This is a genomic window from Aeromonas lacus (genome assembly GCF_000764665.1).
GTDB classification, from domain to species: Bacteria; Pseudomonadota; Gammaproteobacteria; order Enterobacterales; family Aeromonadaceae; genus Aeromonas; species Aeromonas lacus.
On record NZ_JRGM01000131.1, the window covers coordinates 105,449 to 127,518 of the forward strand.

Consider the following 22,070-nt stretch of genomic DNA (forward strand, 5'->3'; position numbering starts at 1 on the left):
GATGATGTAAATTTACGCGCGAAATTAATGGACTGGCCCGATGGGCCCTGCACACGTTTGGAAGGCGCCTATGGCTGCAATTGACGTCTCTTTGTACCTGAAGTTTTTTGTCGGTTTGTTCGCAATCATCAACCCCCTGGGTCTGCTGCCAGTTTTTGTCAGCCTGACCAGCCACTACACCCAGGCTGAGCGGATGAAGACCAACACCACCGCCAATATTGCGGTGATGATCATCCTGCTGGTCTCCATGTATATGGGGCAGCTGATCCTGGACGGTTTCGGCATCTCGCTGGCATCGTTCCGTATCGCCGGTGGTTCGCTGATTACCCTGATCGCCTGGTCGATGCTGCAGGGCAAGCTGGGCGAGGTGAAGCACAACAAACAGGAGAAGGGCGAACTGGCGGTGCGTGAATCGATCGCCGTGGTGCCGCTGGCATTGCCATTGATGGCAGGCCCGGGCGCCATCTCCTCGGTCATCGTCTATGCCAGCCAGAGCCACTGGCAGCAGCTGCTCGGCATGTCGGTTGTTGTCGTTGTCTTCTCCTTCTGCTCCTGGCTAATTTTCCGCGCCGCGCCGCTGCTCTTCAAAATCATGGGCAATACCGGTATCAACGTGGTGACCCGTATTATGGGTCTTATCATGATGTCGCTCGGTATCGAGATCATGGTGGCGGGTATCAAGGGTGTCTTCCCCAGCCTGATGTGAGCCAGGTCTGTTTTATGAAAGCCGGTCCTCGTGACCGGCTTTTTATTGGTTGCTTTTTGGTCACCGTTTTTTAGAATCGGACGCTTGTTTAAAAAATGAACATGCCGTTGGTATTTTCATTCTGAAAAACAGGCTGACAGCTGATTTTTTGACCGCAAAGTGATGATTGTCCTGACAATATCTATTGCAATATCGGAATTGGCAGGGAATTATGCTGGGAGCGGGGTCTATGCCCGCCACTTAAATGAACGCATGGAATGTTCTTGTTGGAGTATGGAAATGACTCATAAAAAAACAATTATTAACACATTGCTGATGGCTGCACTGTTTGGTGGCATCAATATGGCACAGGCTGCCGATGTCCCGGCGGGAACCAAGCTGGCTGATGTTCAGCAGCTGGTAAAAGGCAACGGCTCCGAGCCTGCGACCCTTGACCCGCACAAGACCGAAGGAACGGTCGAATCCAATATCCTGCGCGACCTGTTTGAAGGTCTCGTTGCCTCCGGTCCCAAAGGCGAGATCCTGCCTGCGGTAGCCGAATCCTGGGAAACCAAGGACAACAAACACTACATCTTCCATCTGCGTAAAGATGCCAAGTGGTCCAACGGTGATCCGGTCACTGCCCACGACTTCGAATTTGCCTTCAAACGCGCAGTCGATCCGAAAACCGCCTCTCCTTACTCCTGGTATCTGGAGATCCCGACCATCATCAACGCCTCCGAGATCATTGCCGGCAAGAAACCTGCCGACACTCTGGGCGTGAAAGCGGTGGACGACTACACCTTCGAGGTGCAGCTCGAGAAAGCCATTCCTTACTTTGTCAGCATGCTCTCCCACACCACCACCTACCCGGTACCGAAGAAGGTGATCGAGAAGTTTGGTGACAAGTGGACCCAGCCCGGCAACATGGTATCCAACGGTGCCTATCAGCTGAAGGATTGGGTCGTGAACGAGCGGGTTGATGTGGTGCGCAACGCCAACTACTGGAACAACGGCAAGACAGTGATCGACAAGGTGACCTATCTGCCGATCCAGTCCACCAACTCCGATCTGAACCGCTATCTGGCCGGCGAAGTGGACATGACTTACCAGATGCCCATCGAGCGCTTCAAGCAGATGAAGAAAGAGAAGCCGGATGAGCTGAAGGTGACTGGCTACGTTGGTACCTACTACTACCAGTACAACTTCAAGAAGAAGCCGTTTGATGACGTACGTGTGCGGACTGCGCTCTCCTATGCCATCGATCGTAATGTGATCGCCGACAAGGTGATGGGTCAGGGCCAGACACCGGGTTACACCCTGGTGCCGGACTTTGTGGATGGCTTCAAGCCGGTGGCTCCGGAATGGTCGAAGATGACCCAGGCCGAGCGCGATGCCAAGGCAAAAGAGCTGCTGAAAGAGGCCGGTTTCGATGCCAGCAAGCCGCTGAAGTTCGAGCTGCTCTACAACACCGACGACAACCACAAGAAAGTAGCGGTCGCCGTTGCTTCCATGTGGAAGAAGCTGGGCGTGCAGGTGAGCCTGGTCAACCAGGAGTGGAAAACCTATCTGGAGACCAAGAAGCAGGGTCAGTTTGATGTGGGTCGTGCCGGCTGGATTGCCGACTACAACGAAGCCTCTTCCATGCTGGATCTGATGCAGACCACCCACGGCAATAACGACGGCAAATACTCCAATCCGGAGTTTGACAAGCTGATGGACTCGTCTCGCGATCAGGTTGATGTGGCTGCCCGCAACAAGCTCTATGTCCAGGCCGAAGAGATCCTGGCCAAGGACATGCCGATTGCCCCCATCTACCAGTACGTGACTGCCCGTATGGTCAAACCCTATGTAGGCGGCTACCCGGCCAACCCGCTGGATAACCTCTACAGCAAAGACATGTACATCATCGCTCACTGATTTTCGTTACAAGTCGCATAACAAGCAGGCCCGCCGGACGGCGGGCCTTTATTACAACCGCGACCCTTTGGAAGCAGTACAGGACAGGAATTGTCTATGTTGAAATTCATTTTTAAACGTCTACTGGAAGCGATCCCGACTCTGCTGGTCTTGATCACCGTCTCCTTCTTCATGATGCGTTTCGCCCCGGGTAACCCCTTTAGCAGCGAGCGCTCGCTCCCCCCCGAAGTTATGGCCAACATCGAAGCCAAATATGGCCTCGACAAGCCGATCGGGATGCAATATCTCACCTATCTGGGCAACCTTGTGCAGGGTGATCTCGGCCCCTCCTTCAAGTACAAGGACTTTACCGTCAACGATCTGGTGAGTCAGGCGCTGCCGGTTTCCGCCAAGATCGGTACCTTCGCCTTTATTTTTGCCGTAACGCTGGGGGTCACTTTCGGCACCATAGCGGCGCTGAAACAGAACACGATCATCGACTATTTGTTGATGTCGTCGGCCATGGCCGGGGTGGTGATCCCGGGCTTTGTGCTGGCGCCCTTGCTGGTGCTTATCTTCAGTATCCATCTTGGCTGGTTGCCGGCCGGTGGCTGGCAGGGTGGTGGCGTGCAGTTTATGGTGCTGCCGGTGTTTGGCATGATGATGTACTACATCTCCGCCATCTCGCGGATCATGCGTGGCAGCATGATCGAGACCATGAATTCCAACTTCATCCGCACCGCCCGAGCCAAGGGGCTGCCGCTGCGCCATATCATCCTGAAGCACGCGCTGCGTCCGGCCATGCTGCCGGTGGTCTCCTATCTTGGCCCGGCCTTTGTCGGCATCATCACCGGCTCCGTGGTGATCGAAACCATCTTCGGTCTGCCGGGGATTGGTCAGCTGTTCGTCAACGGTGCCCTTAACCGTGATTACTCCATGGTACTCGGCCTGACCATTCTGGTCGGCGCCCTCACCATCACCTTTAACGCTGTGGTCGATATTCTCTACGCCTTTATCGATCCCAAGATCCGTTACTAATTCGGGAGTGCATCATGGTTGTTTCAACTGAAAAACGCGAAGCCGTCGAGGCGTTCGCGCAGAAAGTGGAAGTGGTGGAGGGGCGCTCCCTGTGGAAGGATGCCCGTCGCCGTTTCCTGCGCAACAAGGCGGCGCTCACCAGCCTGATCATCCTGACCTTCATCGGTCTGGCGGTCATTGTCGGGCCGCACCTCTCCCAGTACACCTTTGACGATCCCGACTGGGGCGCCATGCAGAGTGCGCCGGACATCGAAGCGGGTCACTACTTCGGTACCGACAGTCTGGGCCGCGATCTCTTTGTGCGAACCCTCTTGGGTGGCCGGATCTCGCTGATGGTCGGCATCATGGGGGCCATGGTGGCCGTCATTATCGGCACCCTCTATGGTGCCGCCTCCGGCTTTATCGGCGGGCGGGTCGACAGCCTGATGATGCGGGTACTGGAGATCCTCAACGCCTTCCCCTTCATGTTCTTTGTCATCATGCTGGTCACCTTCTTTGGCCGCAATCTGGCGCTCATCTTTATCGCCATCGGGGCGGTGAGCTGGCTCGACATGGCGCGGATCGTGCGTGGCCAGACTTTGAGCCTCAAGAGCAAGGAGTTCATTGAGGCGGCCCACGTCTGCGGTGTCTCCAAGTGGAAGATCATCACCCGCCATATCGTGCCCAACGTGCTGGGGATCGTGGCGGTCTACGCCACCCTGCTGGTGCCCGGGATGATCATGTTCGAATCCTTCCTGAGCTTCCTTGGCCTGGGCGTGCAAGAGCCCATGACCAGCTGGGGTGCTCTGCTGGATGAAGGCTCCAAGTCGATGGAAGTGGCCATCTGGCAACTCCTGTTCCCCGCCGGTTTCATGGTGGTGACCCTGTTCTGTTTCAACTTCCTCGGGGATGGTCTGCGTGACGCCCTCGATCCGAAGGATCGCTAATCAAGGCGGCAAGTGGCTGCCCGCAAGAGTGCGGCCACCCATCGCTGACAGCGAATCGGATCGACAGGAAAACGTCACGAAAGATCGATAAGGAGTTTTTATGAAATTACTGGATGTAAAAGATCTGCGGGTCGAGTTCAAGACCCCGGATGGCAATGTGGTGGCGGTCAACGACCTCAACTTCTCTCTCTCCGCCGGTGAAACCCTGGGGATCGTCGGCGAGTCCGGTTCCGGCAAATCCCAGACCGCGTTTGCCATCATGGGCTTGCTGGCCAAGAACGGCGTGATCACCGGTTCCGCCAAATTTCAGGGCGAAGAGATCCTCAATCTCCCCGAGTCCAAGCTCAACAAGATCCGCTCCGAGAAGATCGCCATGATCTTCCAGGACCCCATGACCTCGCTCAACCCCTACATGAAGGTGCAGGATCAGCTGATGGAAGTGCTGATGTTGCACAAGGGGATGAACAAGGCTGCGGCGTTCGAGGAGTCGGTGCGGATGCTGGATGCGGTGAAGATCCCCGAAGCGCGCAAGCGGATGGGGATGTACCCCCACGAGTTCTCCGGCGGTATGCGCCAGCGGGTGATGATCGCCATGGCGCTGCTTTGCCGGCCGCAACTGCTGATCGCCGACGAGCCGACCACCGCGCTCGACGTGACCGTACAGGCCCAGATCATGACCCTGATGAACGAGCTCAAGCGCGAGTTCAACACTGCCATCATCATGATCACCCACGACCTTGGCGTGGTCGCCGGTATCTGCAACAAGGTGCTGGTGATGTATGCCGGTCGTACCATGGAGTACGGCAAGGTGGACGATATCTTCTATCGCCCCAGCCACCCCTACACCGAAGGCTTGTTGCGCGCCATTCCGCGCCTAGATACCGAAGGGGAAGTGCTGCCCACCATCCCGGGCAATCCGCCCAACCTGCTGCGTCTGCCCACCGGCTGCCCCTTCCAGGAGCGCTGCCACCGGGTGAGCGAGATTTGTGGCCAGCAGTCGCCAATCCTGACGCCGTTCAACGACGGCCGGGAGCGGGCCTGCCATTGGGTATCGGATGCCATCAACAAGGGGGCCAACTAAATGGGTGCCGAGAAGAAATTGCTGTTGGAAGTGTCTGACCTCAAGGTGCACTTCAGTATCAAAAGTGGCAAGGCGTGGCCCTGGGCCAAGCCATCCGATTTGAAGGCGGTCGATGGTGTTACCCTGCGTCTCTACGAAGGGGAAACCCTCGGGGTGGTGGGTGAATCCGGCTGCGGCAAATCTACCTTCGCCCGCGCCATCATCGGTCTGGTGCCGGCGACGGCAGGCAAGGTGGTGTGGCTGGGTGATGATCTTACCAAGCTCGACCAGAATGCCCTGCGCGAGAAGCGTAAAGAGATCCAGATGATTTTCCAGGATCCGCTGGCCTCCCTCAACCCGCGTATGACCATAGGTGACATCATTGCCGAGCCGCTCATCACCTTCTATCCCAACCTGCCGCGGGAAGAGGTGAAGGAGAAGGTGCGCGCCATGATGAGCAAGGTCGGGCTGTTGCCCAACCTGGTCAACCGCTACCCGCACGAGTTTTCTGGCGGCCAGTGCCAGCGGATCGGTATCGCCCGGGCGCTGATCCTCGAGCCCAAGATGATTATCTGCGATGAGCCGGTGTCGGCGCTCGACGTCTCTATCCAGGCGCAGGTGGTTAACTTGCTCAAGTCACTGCAAAAGGAGATGGGGCTGTCGCTTATCTTTATCGCCCACGACCTGTCGGTGGTCAAACATATCTCCGACCGGGTGCTGGTGATGTATCTGGGCAACGCCGTTGAGCTGGGGACCCGCAAGGAGATCTTCGCCAATCCGTTGCATCCGTACACCAAGGCGTTGATGTCGGCGGTGCCGATCCCTGATCCGGAGCTGGAGCGCAACAAGGTGATCCAGATCCTGGAAGGGGACTTGCCATCGCCGATGAATCCGCCATCAGGTTGCGTGTTCCGCACCCGCTGCCCGGTGGCTGGCCCCGAGTGTGCCAAGACCCGCCCTGTGCTGGAGGGAAACTTCGATCACGCCGTCTCTTGCCTCAAGGTCGACCCGCTCTGATTGCGATGTGTTGAACCTGTTTGCGGGGCACCTTGGTGGTGCCCCGATTAATTTTGGCCACAGATGAAGATGTCTCTTGGCGTTATCTTTTTCCGCTGTTAATATCCGCGCAACAAGGGGAGTAACTTCTCGCCGGTTTGTCGTCATTACGGTGCATCCATTGAGGTGTACCCGGCAGCCGGGCAGTCGATGAAAATGGGCTGTAAGTGAGACCTTGCCGAGAGGCAAGGTGTATCTGCTCTAAACGCAAACCCACGCCTCTCGGACGTGGGTTTTGTCGTTTTTGGGAGAGGTGAACATGGGTGAATGGTGGATGTGGACCGGTTTCTTCAGCATAGTGCTGGTCCTGTTGTGGATAGACATACGGTTTGTCGGCGGTGGCAAATCCCACAAGGTGTCGCTGAAAGAGGCAGGCATCTGGTCCCTTATCTGGGTCAGCGTGGCGCTGCTCTTCAATCTGGCGATCTGGCTCTGGCTGGATCACAGTGCAGGCCGTGAAATTGCCAACCAGAAGGGGCTGGAGTTCCTCACCGGCTATCTCATCGAGAAGGCGCTGGCGGTGGACAACGTCTTCGTCTGGCTGATGCTGTTTGGCTACTTTGCCATTCCGGCCGAGCTGCAGCGTCGCGTGCTGCTCTACGGGGTACTGGGGGCCATCGTGATGCGTGCCGGTATGGTGTTCGCGGGCAGCTGGCTGATCGAGCAGTTCCACTGGATCCTCTACCTGTTCGGCGCTTTCTTGCTGCTGACCGGTGCCAAGATGCTGTGGGCGGCCGACAAGGAGCCGGATCTGGCCAACAACCAGCTGCTGGGCTGGATGCGCCGTCGTTTCAAGGTGACCGAGACCCTGGAAGGGGAGAACTTCTTCGTCTGGCGTGACGGTGTGCGCTATGCCACCCCGCTGCTGCTCATTCTGGTGCTGGTGGAGGTGAGCGATCTCATCTTCGCGGTGGACAGTATCCCGGCCATCTTCGCGGTGACCACGGATCCCTTCATCGTGCTGACCTCCAACATCTTCGCCATCATGGGTCTGCGCGCCATGTACTTCTTGCTGGCCGGGGTGGCTGATCGCTTCGCTCTGCTGAAGTACGGTCTGGCGCTGATCCTGATGTTTATCGGGGTCAAGATGCTGTTGCTGGATATCTTCAAGATCCCGACCGGCATAGCATTGGGCGTAGTTGCGCTGATCCTGCTGGCATCCATGGGGCTGAGTCTGTTTGTGACCCGTAAAAAGGCGGCGTGAAGCGGCGTTAATAATCTCGGTGGGGTCTGTTCAAGATCCCCCTGAGTGACATCGCATTGGGCGTGGTGGCGTTGATCCTGCTGGCCTCTATGGGACTCAGCCTCTTTGTGACCCGTAAAAAGGCCGCTTAAGCGCGGCAGATCATAAAGCAGTAACAACAAGGGCTCCCGCGGGAGCCCTTTTTCATATCGTGTGCTCAGCGTTTGATCTTCTTGGGGTTGGTGTAGCCCCAGATGGTGTACATATCCGCCAGCAGGGCGCCGTTGTACTGCTCCAGATCTGCCTGTTTCACCTCGGCACTTCCCTGACGGCCAAACAGCACCACCTCGTCACCGGGTTTCACCCCTTTCAGGTCGGTCACGTCCACCATGATGGTGTTCATGGAGGTCTTGCCGACCACCGGCATCTTCTGGCCCTGGATCAGCACATAGGCCTTGTTGCTCAGTGACCGGCGATAGCCATCGGAGTAACCGAGCGGCAGGTTGGCGAGCCAGGAGTCGCGCTTGAGGGTGAAGGTGCGGTCATAACCGACGGTGTTACCGGCCGGGTAGTGGTTGACGGAGGCAACCTGGGTTTTGAACGCCATCACCCGCTTGTACTCGGTGTAGGAGGGGATGGAATCACCGTAGAGCAGGCCGCCCGGGCGGACCATGTCGAAGTAGGCGTCCGGTACTTCAAGTGTCGCGAAGGAGTTGGCGGCGTGGATGGTGATCTTGTTGCGATCCAGCTTGCCCGCTTCCAGCAGCCACTGGGAGTCCAGCTTGAACTGGGCCAGACCCATCTTGACGTCCTCTTTCTCCTCCACCGGGAAGTGGGTCATGATGCCGACCGGGGTGATCCCCTTGAGCTTGAGCATGGCCAGCGCATCCTGCTTGGAGTCGGCCAGTCGCAGATCGATGCCATTGCGGCTCATGCCGGCGGAGTTGAGGGCGATATGCACCGGAATGGTGGTGTGGTGGCGCTGGGCGATATCGGCGATGCCCTGGGCACTGACCAGACTGCCGATGAGCTCCTCCATCTTGTAGGGCAACGCCTGCTCGACCTCATCCGGTGTGGCAGCACGCACCCGCATCAGACGGCCGGTGAAGCCCTTCTCGCGGGCGACACGGGCCTCTTCGTTGCTGGCGATACCGATGCAGGGGATGCCGGCTTTGACCACCGAGGGGACCAGCAGGTCGATGCCGTGGCCGTAGGCGTCCGCCTTCATGATGGCGCAGATCTTCGGCCCTTTGTCACCGAGACGATCCTTGAGGGTCTGGATATTGTGCTCGAAGGCGCCGAGATCGACTTCCAGCCAGGCATTGCTGGCGGTCTGGACTTCGCCGTTGCGGTGATCGCTGGCCAGCGGAAGGTAAGGGGCAGCGACGGCCTGACCGGCCAGCAGGCCCAGGATCAGAGTGGCCAGCAGTGTCTTCTTGTGCATGGTGGTTCCTTTTTGTTGTTCGCGTGAGGATAGTGTGGGTCGAGTTGGTCACATTGGCTGTGGCTCAACGTCAACTTGTTGTTATTATTATGATCTTTGTCACTCTCGGCAGACTTGGACAAGCGATTGAGTCTACCGCAGGCGTGGTTGTTCCGACACTTTTCAGGGGAAAAAAATGGTCAATATGGAGTTGCGCCTGCCACCGCCACTGGTGTTTGTCTGTTGTGCTGCAGCCATGTGGTGGGTCAGGGGAGAGGCACACCCCGGGATGGGAATGTGGGGCCTCATCGCCCTTTTGTTTGTGGCGGGGGCCATCATGGGCTTTGGCGCCCTGTTTCGCTTCAGGCATCACAAGACTACCGTCAGCCCCACCCGGCCGCATGAAACTCGTCATCTGGTTACCGGCGGCGTCTATCGCATCAGCCGCAATCCCATGTATCTGGGGCTGTTCTGCTGGCTGGCCGGCTGGGGCTGCTATCTCGGGGGAGTCTGGGTCTGGGCTGGTCCGGCACTGCTGGCGCTCTGGCTGACCCGTTTCCAGATCATGCCGGAGGAGCGGCTGCTGCGGGCCCGTTTTGGCGAAGAGTATGCTCGCTATTGCCAGCAGGTGCGGCGCTGGTGTTAAGGCGGTGAGTGGATCGGGGGAGAGGTTGCCGGCGCAGCAGAAGCGTTGCCGGCAGATAAACGGGGTTAGAAATGGTCGTCCTTCTCGTCCTTGGTCGGCTCCAGACTCCAGCCGGTGGCATCGCTACTGCTGGCGATCTGGCCCTTCTCTTTCCATAGCTTGATCTTGAGGCGCAGGTTGTTGGCCGAGTCGGCGTTCTTGACCGCCTCCTCCTCGTCGATCACCCCTTCCACCACCAGATCGAACAGGGCGCTGTCGAAGGTGACCATGCCGAGCGCTTTGGATTTTTCCATCACCTCCTTGAGGCCGCCAAACTCGCCGCGTTTGATCATGTCGCGGATGGTGTGGGTGCCCAGCATGATCTCCACTGCTGCCCTGCGGCCGCCATCGGTAGTTTTCACCAGCCGCTGGGAGACAAAGGCCTTGAGGTTGTTGCCAAGGTCGTTGAGCAGCTGGGGGCGGCGCTCTTCCGGGAAGAAGTTGATGATGCGGTCCAACGCCTGGTTGGCGTTGTTGGCGTGCAGGGTGGAGATGGCGAGGTGGCCGGTTTCGGAGAAGGCCAGCGCATGCTCCATGGTTTCGCGGTCGCGAATTTCCCCGATAAGGATGACGTCCGGCGCCTGACGCAGGGTATTTTTCAGGGCGGCGTGGAAGCTGCGGGTATCCACGCCAACCTCCCGCTGATTGATGATGCTCTTGCGGTGGCGATGAACGAACTCCACCGGATCTTCGATGGTGATGATGTGGCCGCCGCTGTTGCGGTTGCGATGGTCGATAAGCGCCGCCAGCGAGGTCGATTTACCCGAGCCGGTACCGCCGACAAACAGCACCAGTCCGCGCTTCTCCATGATGGTGTCGAGCAGCACGGGGGGGAGTTTCAGATCTTCGAAGCGGGGGATCTCGGTCTTGATGTTGCGTGCCACCAGCGACACTTCGTTGCGCTGCTTGAAGATGTTGATCCGGAAACGGCCGATCTGCGGCAGTGAGATGGCGAGGTTCATCTCCAGCTCCCGCTCGAACTGCTCCTTCTGCTCCTTGTCCATGATGGCCTCGGCAATGGCCGCCACATCGCCCGGGTTGAGCGGCGTCTCATTCAGGGGGCGCAGTACCCCGTTGAATTTGGCGCAGGGGGGCGCGCCGGTCGACAGATAGAGGTCTGAGCCATCCTGTTTGGCCAGGGTCTGTAACATGTCTCGCAATTCCATGGTTTTGCCTCGTCTATCAAGCAGATGCCATTACTTCGAATGTCATTGAGTGTACAGCGTCAGGCGCCGGTCAGTTTCTCGCGGAAGACAAAAAAGACGGCGCCCAGAATGCAGAGCCCGGCCCACAGGTAGTCCCATTTCAGATCTTCTTTCAGATAGAAGATGGAGAAGGGGACGAACACGGTGAGGGTGATCACCTCCTGCAGGATCTTGAGCTGCCCTACGGAGAGCACGGTGTGGCCGATGCGGTTGGCGGGCACCTGCAGCAGGTATTCGAACAGGGCGATGCCCCAACTCACCAGAGCGGCGATGATCCAGGGTTTGTGATTCATGCTCTTGAGGTGGGCGTACCAGGCGAAGGTCATGAAGACGTTGCTGCAGAGCAGCAGACCGATACTGGTGAAAATCGGGTTCATTGGGTTCTCCTCGCAAATTCGGCGCATTTTATCCCTGAAGCGATTGTTTTCATACGCGGTGGGGCAGGGTATTTTTAAGCAATCAGGATGAGCCGTGCGAGGTTGGTGCGGAATGGGCAAGTTACACAGGATTGTGCTGTTACTGTTGTTTGCTGCCGGGTGGGTCAATGCGATGCCGACGCTGACGGTCGCGACCGATGTCTGGCCCCCTTTTCGCATTTTGCAGCCGGATGGCCAGCTGCTGGGGATCGATATCGAGATCCTGCACCGGCTGGAGCAAGAGAGCGGCATCCGGCTGCAGGTGAAACGGATGCCCTGGGGGCGGGCGCTCAAACAGATGCAGACCGGACAGGTCGATCTGATGATTGGGCTGGCCCATACCCCGGAGCGGGCACAATTTATCGATTATCTGCAACCGGCCTACTACCAGTGCTGGCCCGCCTTCTATGGCAAGCGGGAGCAGGTGGCCCGGCTCGATCAATACAGTCACCTGCTGGGAGTCAAGGTGGGATTCGTGCTTAACTCCGCCTACTTTGAACCGTTTGACAGCGACATCCGGCTCGACAAGCACGGGGTCGCCACCGAGGAGCAGCTGCTGCGGATGGTGCAGCGCGGCCACCTGCCGCTGATGATTGGCACCGACTGTCAGGTTGATTACGCCCTGAGCCGCGAGCCGGCCCTTGCCCTGGCCAAAGCCCCTTACCGGCCAGCTCGTCCCATCACCCTGTATCTCGGGATGAGCAAACGCTCACCCTATCAGGATCTCAAGTTGCCGCTGGCGCAGGCATTGCAAAAGCTGGTGGTAAACGGCGAGATCCAGCAAATCGCCAGACCCTATCAGCCTTGACCTCGGGTAGCACGGCGCTGTTATCATTCCCCCTCTCGATTCTCCTCTGTGGCCAGAGTGGCCAGCCGGGGGAGAAACCCTCTTTCGTTGCGGGGAACCGGCTTGTATCTCTCACTTGTTGCGCGCCAGCAGCGCTGGCAGCGGCGCTGGCTGCTTGGTCTCTTGCTACTGACCCTGCTGCTTTTTCTCTTCTCCCTCGCGTGGGGGGAATTCGTGCTGCTCCCCTGGCAGCCGCTGGGGGTGCTTGAGCAGCGCATTTTGCTGGAGCTGCGTCTGCCGCGTGCCCTGCTGGCGCTTTTGGCAGGGGCTGCGCTCGCCTGTGGCGGCGCCGTGTTGCAGGTGATGCTGCACAACCCGGTGGCCGAACCCGGTCTGCTTGGCGTATCTAGTGGAGCCGGACTAGCCGCCATGGTGGCGATGGCGGTGGCCAAGGCGCTCGGCGTCTATCTGCCCGGCTGGGGGCTGTCGCTGGCAGCCTTTGGCGGTGCTCTGCTGGTGACCATGCTGCTCATTCGGCTGGCGCGCCGGGCCCGGCTCGGCCATGCCAGATTGCTGCTGTTTGGCGTCGCCATCGGCATTCTCACCAATGCCGCCATGACCTGGCTGCTCTATTTCGCTGACGACAGCTCGCTGCGTGAGTTCATGTTCTGGATGATGGGTAGCCTCTCTTATGGCAGCCAGCAGCTTGGCTGGTGGTGGCTGCTGTTGCCGCTCACCCTGCTCTGGCTCTGCCGCCAGGGCAAGGTGTTGCAACAGCTGCTGCTGGGGGAGACCCAGGCCCGCCTGATGGGGCTGGATGTGGACAAGATGCGGGTTCGGCTGGTGCTGGCGGTTTGCCTGCTCACCGGATTGGCGGTGTCGCTTTGCGGGGTGATCGGTTTTGTCGGGCTGGTGGTGCCCCATCTGCTGCGGCTCTGTGGCGGTAGCGATCAGCGCTTTCTGCTGCCCGCCTCGGCGCTCGGTGGCGGGGCCCTGCTGCTGGCCGCCGATCTGGTGGCCCGCTCTGCCTTGAATGCCGGCGAGTTGCCCATCGGCGTCATCACCGCCTCGGTCGGCGCGCCGCTCTTTATCTACCTGCTGCTGAGACAAGATGCCCATGCCACCTCGTGATGAACTGCGGCCAAGCCTTCCCCTGCTGGCCACGCAGGGGCTCACCGTCGCCAACCGGCTCGCCCCCCTCGATATCGTCTGGCAGGACGGCCAGCTGGTGGCCCTGCTCGGCCCCAACGGCAGCGGCAAATCGACCCTGCTTGGCGCCCTGGCCGGCATCTTGCCGGCAGGCGGGACTGTGCAGATCGGTGGCGAGCCGGTCGCGGATCTGAGTTGGCCGGAGCTGGCGCAGCGGCGCGCCATGTTGCCCCAGCGCCAGCCCCAGCTGTTCCATATTCCGGTGTTTCAGGTGCTGAGTCTGGGTCTCGCCGAGACCACCTCGGCCAGCAGGCAGAACGAGGCGATCACCGCCTTGTGTCAGGCGCTGGAGCTGGATGGCTTGCTGGCGAGGGATTTCAGCCGGTTGTCGGGAGGCGAGCAGCAGCGGGTGCTGATTGCCCGTACCCTGCTGCAGGTGTGGCCGAGCCTCAATCCGGCAGGCAAGGTGCTGCTGCTGGACGAGCCGCTGGCGGGGCTCGACCTGCATCATCAGCTGGCGCTATTGCGGCTGCTGAAAACCCTGGCCGGGCAGGGCTTGCTGGTGGTGCTCGCCATCCACGATATCAATCTGGCCATCGACTGGGCCGACCGCATTCTCTGCCTGCAACAGGGCCGGGTTGTGCGTGAAGGAGGCGTCGAGCTGGTGGATGAGGCGCTGCTGGAGCAGGTGTTCCAGATCCGCACCGACCGCATCGAATCGGCAGGGCGGGTCTGGTTTATGCCGACGCTGTGAGTGACGGAGGCGCCGACAAGGGCGCCTCTGCGCCATGTGCTTTCTGTTTGCCTGTATTGCCTTATTGCATGGTCTCCCTGCTTCACGATTTGCCACCTTCATACCGGTTGCTAACCCATCTCCCTGATCGGAGGGGCTCTCTGGGTGCCCGTTGCGACCAATCGAGAGCAACCTGAGTGGTCAATCGTCCGGTATAAGTAAAAGTTGGGCCATGTAGGGAAAATCCATAAATTCAATTTATGCCTATCCTGTTGGCAGCGAGTCGGCCTTTTGCAGGAGGTGGCGGGCCCTGTGAGCGGGTTGTCCGATCTGACGGGAGGGATTGTGCGAACGGATAAGGGTGGCAGGCAAAAAAAGAAGGGCCGGATATCACGGATATCCGGCCCTTTGTGTATCTCGGGTAACGCGGGTTAGCGAGTTAGCTTGCTCAGGCGCACCTGCGCGGCTTCTGCCAGCATGGTCAGCAGGGTTTCGGTGTCGCTCCACGACAGACAGGCATCGGTGATGCTCTGGCCAAAGGTGGCAGCGCAGCCGTTCTCCACATCCTGACGCCCTTCCACCAGGAAGCTCTCGGCCATGATGCCGGCGATGCCGGTGCGGCCGCGGCGCAGCTGATCGCAGATATCTTGTGCCACCAGCAACTGGCGACGGTGATCTTTCATGCTGTTGCCATGGCTGAAATCGACTACCAGCCGCTCCGGCAGGCCCACATCGGCCAGCGCTTCGCACGCTTCGTCGATGCTGGCGGTGTCGTAGTTGGGGCGGTGGCCGCCACGCAGGATCACATGACCAAAGGGGTTGCCGGCGGTGCGGTAGATGGTCATCTTGCCGTCCTTGTCCGGGGAGTAAAAGATGTGGCTGTGGCGGGCGGCGCGCACCGCATCGATGGCGATGCGGGTGTTGCCGTCGGTGCCGTTCTTGAAGCCGACCGGGCAGGAGAGGGCGGAGGCCATCTCGCGGTGTACCTGGGATTCGGTGGTACGCGCGCCGATGGCGCCCCAGGTGATGAGGTCGGCAATGTACTGGCCGGTCACCATATCGAGGAACTCGGTGGCGGTGGGCATGCCGAGCTCATTGATATCGACCAGCAGCTTGCGCGCCAGTTTCAGCCCTTCGTTGACATCGAAGCTGCCATCGAGGCGCGGATCGTTGATGAGCCCTTTCCAGCCGACGATGGTGCGCGGCTTCTCGAAATAGGTACGCATCACGATGCAGAGGCTCTCTTTATACTGCTCGCGCAGGGCGTTGAGGCGCTGGGCATATTCGCGGGCGGCCGCAGGATCGTGGATGGAGCAGGGGCCGACAATGACCAGCAGGCGCTGATCTTCTCCGGCCAGAATGGCCTCCACTTCGCGACGGGCATCCAGCAGATTCTGGGCAACGGTGTCGGTGATCGGAAACGCGTGGGCAAGCTCGCTCGGAGTGATCAGTGACTCCAGGCGACGGGTGCGCAATTCATCTGTGTGAATGGACATACAACTCAAGTCTCGAGTGGGTGGTGTCAGCCGCAGGGGGCGAAAATGCAAAGGGATAAAATAAAGCAAAAGTCCACCGATTGAAACCTTGGGGGGCTCTGATAGGATGTGAAGCCAAAATCGATTCCAAATGAGGTAGATAGCGTGGCAAAGCCAGGGGCAACCGGGGTCACCCGCATCATCAATGCAGCCGGTTACAGCATGAAAGGACTCAGGTCAGCCTGGATCAACGAGGCGGCATTTCGGCAGGAGCTGATGCTGATCCTGCTGTTGATGCCGCTGGCGTTCTGGATTGGCGACTCCCTCAACCAGATCCTGTTGCTCATCATCATCAGCTGGCTGGTGGTGATCGTCGAGGTGCTCAACTCCGCCGTCGAGGCGGTGGTCGATCGCATCGGCCCCGAGCATCACGAGCTCTCCGGCCGCGCCAAGGATCTCGGCTCTGCCGCCGTCTTTATCGCGCTGGCACTCAATGCGCTGGTGTGGGGGGCGCTGGTGGGGCGCAATCTTTTGGGATTGTGGTAAGTCAGGCCCATTTCCTATCGTCTCCTCTCCCTTTGGGAGAGGGCTGGGTGAGGGAGGCATCTTCTCCCCCCCATCCCCAACCCTTCTCCCGCGAGGGGAGAAGGGGGTAAAGCAGCACCGACGCGGACGAGCGTTGAGCATCACATCATAAAAAAGCCCGTCATCACGACGGGCTTTTTGCTGCGCAGATAAGGGTTTATCAGTGGAGGATGCGGGCACGGATGGTGCCGTTGATCTCCTTGAGCTTGGCCAGCGCCTTCTCGCTGTGCTCGGTCTCCACGTCGATCACCACGTAACCGATATGGCTGCTGGTTTGCAGGTATTGGCCGGCGATGTTGATCCCCTCTTCGGCGAAGATCTGGTTGATTTGGTTCATCACGCCCGGCTGGTTGCGGTGAATGTGTAGCAGGCGGCTGGAGCCCTTGTGGCCCGGCAGCGACACTTCCGGGAAGTTGACGGCAGAGAGGGTGGAGCCGTTGTCGGAGTACTTGATGAGCTTGTTGGCCACCTCCAGCCCGATGTTCTCCTGCGCCTCTTGGGTGGAGCCGCCGATATGCGGGGTCAGGATGACATTGTCCAACCCGCGCAGCGGGGTGAGGAACTCTTCGTCATTGGACTTGGGCTCGCTCGGGAAGACGTCGATGGCGGCGCCGGAGATATGGCCGCTCTTGATGACATCAGCCAGGGCATCGATATCCACCACGGTGCCGCGGGAGGCGTTGATAAAGACGGCGCCCGGTTTCATCATCCGCAGCTGCTCGGCACCGATGAGATCCTTGGTGGAGGCGGTCTCCGGCACGTGCAGGCTGATGACGTCGGACATATTGAGCAGCTCCACCAGATTGGGTACCTGAATGGCGTTACCCAGCGAGAGCTTGTTTTCGATGTCGTAGTAGTAGACCTTCATGCCGATGCTCTCGGCGATGATGCCAAGCTGAGTGCCGATGTGGCCGTAGCCTATGATGCCGAGCTTCTTGCCACGGGCTTCCACCGAGCGGTTGGCCAGCTTCTCCCACACCCCGCGATGGCACTTGGCGTTCTTCTCGGGGATACCGCGCAGCAGCAGCAGGATCTCACCCAGTACCAGCTCGGCGACCGAGCGGGTGTTGGAGAAGGGGGCGTTGAAGACCGGAATGCCACGCAGATGGGCTGCTTCCAGCTCGACCTGGTTGGTACCGATGCAGAAGCAGCCGATGGCGACCAGTTTGGGGGCGGCATCGAGTACCTTCTCGGTGATCTGGGTGCGCGAGCGCAGCCCGATAAAATGGACGTCGCGAACCCGTTCAATCAGCTCCTCTTCAGAGAGAGAGGTCTTGAGATACTCCACACTGTTGTAACCTGCGGCACGAAAGGTCTCTACCGTGTTGGGGTGAACCCCCTCCAGCAGCAGTACCTTGATTTTATCCTTGTCCAATGAAAACTTGGCGGTCATGACGATCCCTCTGTATGTGCAAACGTAAGTGCAGATTTGGTGTGCGAAGAAAACCGTAAAGTAGCAAAAACGTTTGGGAGAGGGAATATTTGTGACGAAAGTCAAATTCTTTGAAGTTATCAACGATTGTTGTAAACAGGGCTTTGCAACTTGTTGAGTAATAAATGAAAACGGCGCCATGAGGCGCCGTCTTGCATCCGCAGGGGGATTACTGGATAACCACGCCATCCGGGGTGCCGATCACCACCACGTCTGCGCCACGGTGGGCGAACAGGCCGTTGGTGACCACGCCAACAATGGCGTTGAGCTGCACTTCCAGCCCTTTGGCGTCGGTAATGGCCATATCCTTCACATCCAGGATGTGGTTGCCGTTGTCGGTGACCACGCCTTCACGCCAGACCGGGTTGCCGCCCAGCTTCTTGATCTCGCGGGCCACGTATTCGCGGGCCATGGGGATCACTTCGACCGGCAGCGGGAACTTGCCCAGCACGTCGACGGTTTTGGTGTTGTCGATGATGCAGATGAACTTGTCGGCCACGGCGGCGACAATTTTCTCGCGGGTCAGGGCTGCGCCGCCGCCCTTGATCATGTCGCGGGTCCCGTTGATCTCGTCGGCGCCATCCACGTAGACGGAGAGGGCGTCGATCTCGTTGAGATCATACACGGTGATGCCGAAGCCCTTGAGGCGTTCGGTAGAGGCCACGGAGCTGGATACCGCCCCCTTGATCTCGTCCTTCATGGTCGCCAGCGCGTCGATAAAGTGGTTGACGGTAGAGCCGGTGCCCACCCCGACGATGGTGCCGGGAACCACATACTTGAGCGCAGCCCAACCGGCCGCCTTCTTCATTTCATCTTGAGTCATGATCGTTCCTTAAGAAAAAAGCGGGCGCATTATATCCAACCCCGTAGCCCGTCGCGACCATGTTGCTCACGTTCCGGGGCAAAAAGGGACAGGAAGTAAATCGTTTGCCTGTTTATTCTGCGTTTGCGCGCACAAAGCTGAGGCAGCTGGCCAAAAACAGCCTATTCAAAGCGCCAGCAGCGACTCGGGGTGATGATCTGCGGCAGCGGCACATCCCACACCTCCTGCGGCACCGCATCCACCTGCTGGCAGTCGTGGGCAATCCCCAGCGGCTTGGGGCCCATTCTGTGCTCATGCCAGATGGCGAGGGTGCGATCGTAGTAGCCGCCCCCCATACCGAGGCGATTGCCGTCGCCATCGAAGGCGACCAACGGGGTGCAGATAAGATCCAGCGTGCTGTGGGGCACCACCTGCTGCATATCCAGCTCGGGCTCTTCGATGCCGTAGCGATTGCGCTCCATGGGGCTGGTGGCGGTGTAGCGCAAGAAGAGCAGGTGACCGGGGGTAAAGGGATGGAGCACCGGCAGATAGACCTCTTTCTGCTGGGCCCACAGCCAGTGGATGGCGGGCAGGGGATTGATCTCCCCGTCATTGGCCAGATAGAGAGCTATGCGTTTGGCGGCGAGGATCTCGGGGTGCTGTTTGAACTGGCTCAGCAGTTGTTGGGCTGCCTGTTGCTGTTCGAGCGGACTAAGGCTCTTTCTGCGTTGACGTACCAGTTGGCGAAGAGATTGACGTTCGGGCTGGGACTCTTGCATGGGGAACCTCCGGGCTGACTGCAATGGACGGCAGGGCGTACATGGCCCTTACCTTAACATATTCTCTCGTGGGGACGGGGTGAAAAGCGGGTACCGGCGAGTGCCGGTACCCGCTGGATCAACGCTGGCGCATCTGGTGTTTGACAAAGACGGCGACCAGCGCGGCCAGTGCCAGCGCCATCGGGTAGAAGCTCATGCTCACTACCGCCAGCGGCGAGAGGGCGAAGATGGAGCCCAGCAGCAGCGCCTGAGCCCCCCAGGGGATGAGACCCTGGATCACGCAGGAGAAGATATCCAGCATGGAGGCGGCACGGCGCGGGGTGACGCCGTGATGTTCGGCCAGATCGCGGGCGACCTTGCTCGCGACAATGATGGCGACGGTATTGTTGGCGGTGCAGAGGTTGGTGAGGCTCACCACCCCGGCGATGCCGAGCTCGGCCGCTTTCTCGTTCTGCTCGCCATGGTGGCTGCGGGTAAAGCGGGCAATCAGGGCGCCGATGCGGACGCTTATCCAGGCCAGACCACCCTGACGCTCCATCAGGGCGCCGAGGCCACCGATGAGCATGGAGAGCAGGAAGATCTCCTGCATGCCGGTAAAGCCCTGATAGATATCCTTGCTGAACTGGCCGATGGCGTAGCCATTGATCATGCCGACGGCGCCAGCGGCGACAATGCCGATCCCCAGCACCACGAACACGTTCATGCCAGAGAGCGCCAGGCCGAGGATCAGCAGGTAGGGCATCACCTTGAGCAGGTCGACGGCTCCGGCCTTGGCGGGCGCCGCACCGACAGAGCCGAGTGCCAGATAGAGCAGGATCACCGCAATGGCAGCAGGGGCGGCAATCTTGACGTTCTCGCGGAACTTGTCCTTCATCTCGCACCCCTGACTGCGGGTCGCCGCGATGGTGGTGTCGGAGATGATGGAGAGGTTATCGCCAAACATGGCGCCGGAGAGGATGGTGCCTGCCATCAGCACCGGATCGATGCCGGCCGCCTGCGCCACACCGAGCGCGACCGGCGCCACGGCACCTATGGTCCCCATGGAGGTACCCATGGCAGTGGCAATAAAGGCGGAGATGAGGAACAGCCCGGGCAGCAGAGCCCAGCCGGGGATAAGCGACAGACCGAGCGCCACGGTGGCGTCAACGCCGCCGGTGGCCTTTGCCACGCTGGCAAAGGCGCCTGCCAGCAGATAGATAAGGCACATCGCCATGATGTTGCTGTGGCCGACCCCTTTGAAGAAGGTCTCCAGATTGCTGTTGAAGCCCTCTTTGCCAAGCAGCAGGGCCAGCATCACGGCAGGCAGGGCGGCAACAGGGGCGGGCAGTTGATAGAAGGCGAACTCGACCCCTTGCAGGGTCAGCCAGGTACCGGTACCGATGAAGAGTGCGAGAAAGACCAGTAGCGGCAGCAAGGCCCTGGCACTGGGTTGGGTCTGGATCATGTGTTCCTCTGAAATTGAACAATGACCTCCTGTCGTGAACTGCTTTGTGCCTTTATCGGGTCGGGATAGGGGAAAACAGCGCAGGCATCCTGCCGCATCGGGGGGCCCACAGTAGTGAGTCAACCCTGCCCGGTCAAGATAGACGTCCAGATGGATAAGGTTTTTTATCGGTCGATTTGGTTGTTCTGATTAAATCCGTTAAATATTCGGATTTAAAAGAAAAGTCTGTCTATTTGTCGGTGCAGTCAGCTGGCGCACGGCGGGCTTTTCAAAGCAGACGCAGGCTGGTAAAACGGTCTCTTTCCATAATAAAGAGATGAGAGGGTGGAGATGGACAATCCGATCCGTGTGGCCGTGATGGGCTGTAATGGTCGTATGGGCAAGGTGCTGCTGGAGGCTGTCACCAACACCGAAGGGGTGGTGGTTGGCGCGGCGCTTGAGCGGCCGGGGTCGGCGGTGATCGGTCTGGATGCTGGCGATCTCAACGGGCTGGGTCATCTGGGTGTGGCCATCAGCGACAGCCTCGACAAGGTGCGCGATCAGTTTGACCTTATCATCGACTTCACCCGCCCCGAGGTGACCCTGGCCAATCTGGCCTTTGCGCTGGCCCATAACAAGCAGATGGTGATTGGCACCACCGGCTTTGACGAGGCAGGTAAGGCAGCCCTTAAAGAGGCAGGCAAGCAGATCGGTATCGTGTTCGCCTCCAACTACTCGGTCGGGGTCAATTTGGTGTTCAAACTGCTGGAGCAGGCCGCCAAGGTGATGGGGGATTACACCGACATCGAGATCATCGAAGGCCACCATCGCCACAAGGTGGATGCGCCGTCCGGTACCGCCCTCTCCATGGGCGAGGTGGTGGCCAAGACGCTGGACCGGGATCTGAAAGAGTGCGCCGTCTATGGCCGCGAGGGGATCACCGGCGAGCGGGATCGCAACACCATCGGCTTTGCCACCATCCGCGCCGGCGATCTGGTGGGTGAGCACACCGTCATGTTTGCTGACATCGGCGAGCGGGTAGAGATCAGCCACAAGGCCTCCAGCCGTCTTACCTTTGCCAACGGTGCAGTGCGCGCCGGCAAGTGGCTGCGCCAGCAGGGCGCCGGTCTTTATGACATGCAGGATGTGCTCAATCTGAAGTGATTCTTCCGCTTTCTTCTGTCTGATTATCCTGTCTGACCAAACCCCGGCTTGCCGGGGTTTTTGCTGTCTGCTGAGCAAAAAGTTACATAAATGCTGGTTAGCACGCTTCTTTTGATTCAGTCAGTCAAAAACACTCATTTCATTTTGTTCACTCCTTTTATCGCC

General features: G+C 59.3%; 21 protein-coding genes. 13 read left to right on the forward strand and 8 right to left on the reverse strand.

Features of this window, described 5'->3' with window-relative positions:
* The first annotated feature begins 70 nt into the window (after window positions 1-70).
* From LG31_RS0110015 to LG31_RS0110045, 7 genes are all read left to right on the forward strand, one after another.
* Window positions 71-706 (forward strand): YchE family NAAT transporter, encoded by a 636-nt coding sequence (locus tag LG31_RS0110015; protein ID WP_033114327.1) that lies wholly within the window; start codon window positions 71-73, stop codon window positions 704-706.
* Between the two features lie 279 nt (window positions 707-985).
* The gene (locus tag LG31_RS0110020; protein ID WP_033114328.1) at window positions 986-2,605 is read left to right on the forward strand and encodes an ABC transporter substrate-binding protein; all 1,620 of its coding nucleotides are present in this window, start codon (window positions 986-988) and stop codon (window positions 2,603-2,605) included.
* 96 nt (window positions 2,606-2,701) lie between these two features.
* Window positions 2,702-3,622 carry an oligopeptide ABC transporter permease OppB gene (gene oppB / locus LG31_RS0110025; protein WP_033114329.1) on the forward strand — a complete coding sequence of 307 codons (921 nt, stop codon included), beginning with the start codon at window positions 2,702-2,704 and terminating at the stop codon, window positions 3,620-3,622.
* Window positions 3,623-3,636: 14 nt separating this feature from the next.
* Window positions 3,637-4,548, forward strand: coding sequence for an oligopeptide ABC transporter permease OppC (oppC, locus tag LG31_RS0110030; RefSeq protein WP_033114330.1), 912 nt, complete (start codon window positions 3,637-3,639; stop codon window positions 4,546-4,548).
* Between the two features lie 100 nt (window positions 4,549-4,648).
* The gene (oppD, locus tag LG31_RS0110035; RefSeq protein WP_033114331.1) at window positions 4,649-5,629 is read left to right on the forward strand and encodes an ABC transporter ATP-binding protein; all 981 of its coding nucleotides are present in this window, start codon (window positions 4,649-4,651) and stop codon (window positions 5,627-5,629) included.
* The gene (gene oppF, locus LG31_RS0110040; RefSeq protein WP_033114332.1) at window positions 5,630-6,625 is read left to right on the forward strand and encodes a murein tripeptide/oligopeptide ABC transporter ATP binding protein OppF; all 996 of its coding nucleotides are present in this window, start codon (window positions 5,630-5,632) and stop codon (window positions 6,623-6,625) included.
* A gap of 298 nt (window positions 6,626-6,923) precedes the next feature.
* Entirely contained in the window at window positions 6,924-7,868 is a 945-nt protein-coding gene (locus LG31_RS0110045) for a TerC family protein (RefSeq protein WP_033114333.1), read from the forward strand.
* 196 nt (window positions 7,869-8,064) lie between these two features.
* Here the strand turns inward: LG31_RS0110045 and alr are convergent, their stop codons facing one another.
* On the reverse strand, window positions 8,065-9,291 hold the full coding sequence (gene alr, locus LG31_RS0110050) for an alanine racemase (protein WP_033114334.1): 1,227 nt from the start codon (window positions 9,289-9,291) through the stop codon (window positions 8,065-8,067).
* Between the two features lie 175 nt (window positions 9,292-9,466).
* On the opposite strand from alr, the gene LG31_RS0110055 reads away from it, so the two are divergent.
* Entirely contained in the window at window positions 9,467-9,916 is a 450-nt protein-coding gene (locus LG31_RS0110055) for a methyltransferase family protein (RefSeq protein ID WP_033114335.1), read from the forward strand.
* Between the two features lie 65 nt (window positions 9,917-9,981).
* Here the strand turns inward: LG31_RS0110055 and tapW are convergent, their stop codons facing one another.
* Window positions 9,982-11,121, reverse strand: coding sequence for a type IVa pilus ATPase TapW (gene tapW / locus LG31_RS0110060; protein ID WP_033114336.1), 1,140 nt, complete (start codon window positions 11,119-11,121; stop codon window positions 9,982-9,984).
* Window positions 11,122-11,180: 59 nt separating this feature from the next.
* On the reverse strand, window positions 11,181-11,537 hold the full coding sequence (locus LG31_RS0110065) for a DMT family protein (RefSeq protein WP_005302630.1): 357 nt from the start codon (window positions 11,535-11,537) through the stop codon (window positions 11,181-11,183).
* 112 nt (window positions 11,538-11,649) lie between these two features.
* On the opposite strand from LG31_RS0110065, the gene LG31_RS0110070 reads away from it, so the two are divergent.
* From LG31_RS0110070 to LG31_RS0110080, 3 genes are all read left to right on the forward strand, one after another.
* Window positions 11,650-12,384 carry a substrate-binding periplasmic protein gene (locus LG31_RS0110070; protein WP_033114337.1) on the forward strand — a complete coding sequence of 245 codons (735 nt, stop codon included), beginning with the start codon at window positions 11,650-11,652 and terminating at the stop codon, window positions 12,382-12,384.
* 102 nt (window positions 12,385-12,486) lie between these two features.
* Window positions 12,487-13,494, forward strand: a complete 1,008-nt coding sequence (gene btuC / locus LG31_RS0110075) for a vitamin B12 ABC transporter permease BtuC (protein ID WP_033114338.1) — start codon at window positions 12,487-12,489, stop codon at window positions 13,492-13,494.
* The gene (locus tag LG31_RS0110080; RefSeq protein ID WP_050513444.1) at window positions 13,481-14,266 is read left to right on the forward strand and encodes an ATP-binding cassette domain-containing protein; all 786 of its coding nucleotides are present in this window, start codon (window positions 13,481-13,483) and stop codon (window positions 14,264-14,266) included. Before btuC ends, LG31_RS0110080 begins: the two co-directional genes overlap by 14 nt.
* A 410-nt stretch (window positions 14,267-14,676) precedes the next feature.
* On the opposite strand, the gene LG31_RS0110085 is transcribed toward LG31_RS0110080, so the two are convergent.
* Window positions 14,677-15,741 (reverse strand): 3-deoxy-7-phosphoheptulonate synthase, encoded by a 1,065-nt coding sequence (locus tag LG31_RS0110085; RefSeq protein ID WP_033114339.1) that lies wholly within the window; start codon window positions 15,739-15,741, stop codon window positions 14,677-14,679.
* Between the two features lie 144 nt (window positions 15,742-15,885).
* On the opposite strand from LG31_RS0110085, the gene LG31_RS0110090 reads away from it, so the two are divergent.
* Window positions 15,886-16,266 carry a diacylglycerol kinase gene (locus tag LG31_RS0110090; protein WP_033114340.1) on the forward strand — a complete coding sequence of 127 codons (381 nt, stop codon included), beginning with the start codon at window positions 15,886-15,888 and terminating at the stop codon, window positions 16,264-16,266.
* A 199-nt stretch (window positions 16,267-16,465) separates the two neighbouring features.
* On the opposite strand, the gene serA is transcribed toward LG31_RS0110090, so the two are convergent.
* The 4 genes from serA to LG31_RS0110110 form a co-directional block, all read right to left on the reverse strand.
* A complete protein-coding gene (gene serA, locus LG31_RS0110095) occupies window positions 16,466-17,698 on the reverse strand; it encodes a phosphoglycerate dehydrogenase (RefSeq protein WP_033114341.1) in 1,233 nt (410 codons plus the stop codon).
* Between the two features lie 208 nt (window positions 17,699-17,906).
* A complete protein-coding gene (rpiA, locus tag LG31_RS0110100) occupies window positions 17,907-18,560 on the reverse strand; it encodes a ribose-5-phosphate isomerase RpiA (RefSeq protein WP_033114342.1) in 654 nt (217 codons plus the stop codon).
* A 161-nt stretch (window positions 18,561-18,721) separates the two neighbouring features.
* Window positions 18,722-19,318: a 5-formyltetrahydrofolate cyclo-ligase gene (locus LG31_RS0110105; protein WP_033114343.1), complete on the reverse strand. Its 597-nt coding sequence runs from the start codon at window positions 19,316-19,318 to the stop codon at window positions 18,722-18,724.
* 118 nt (window positions 19,319-19,436) lie between these two features.
* Complete coding sequence (locus LG31_RS0110110) at window positions 19,437-20,762, reverse strand: Na+/H+ antiporter NhaC family protein (protein WP_033114344.1); 1,326 nt, start codon at window positions 20,760-20,762, stop codon at window positions 19,437-19,439.
* A 330-nt stretch (window positions 20,763-21,092) separates the two neighbouring features.
* Between LG31_RS0110110 and dapB the strand changes: the two genes are divergently transcribed.
* The gene (gene dapB, locus LG31_RS0110115; protein ID WP_033114351.1) at window positions 21,093-21,905 is read left to right on the forward strand and encodes a 4-hydroxy-tetrahydrodipicolinate reductase; all 813 of its coding nucleotides are present in this window, start codon (window positions 21,093-21,095) and stop codon (window positions 21,903-21,905) included.
* Window positions 21,906-22,070 lie beyond the last annotated feature (165 nt).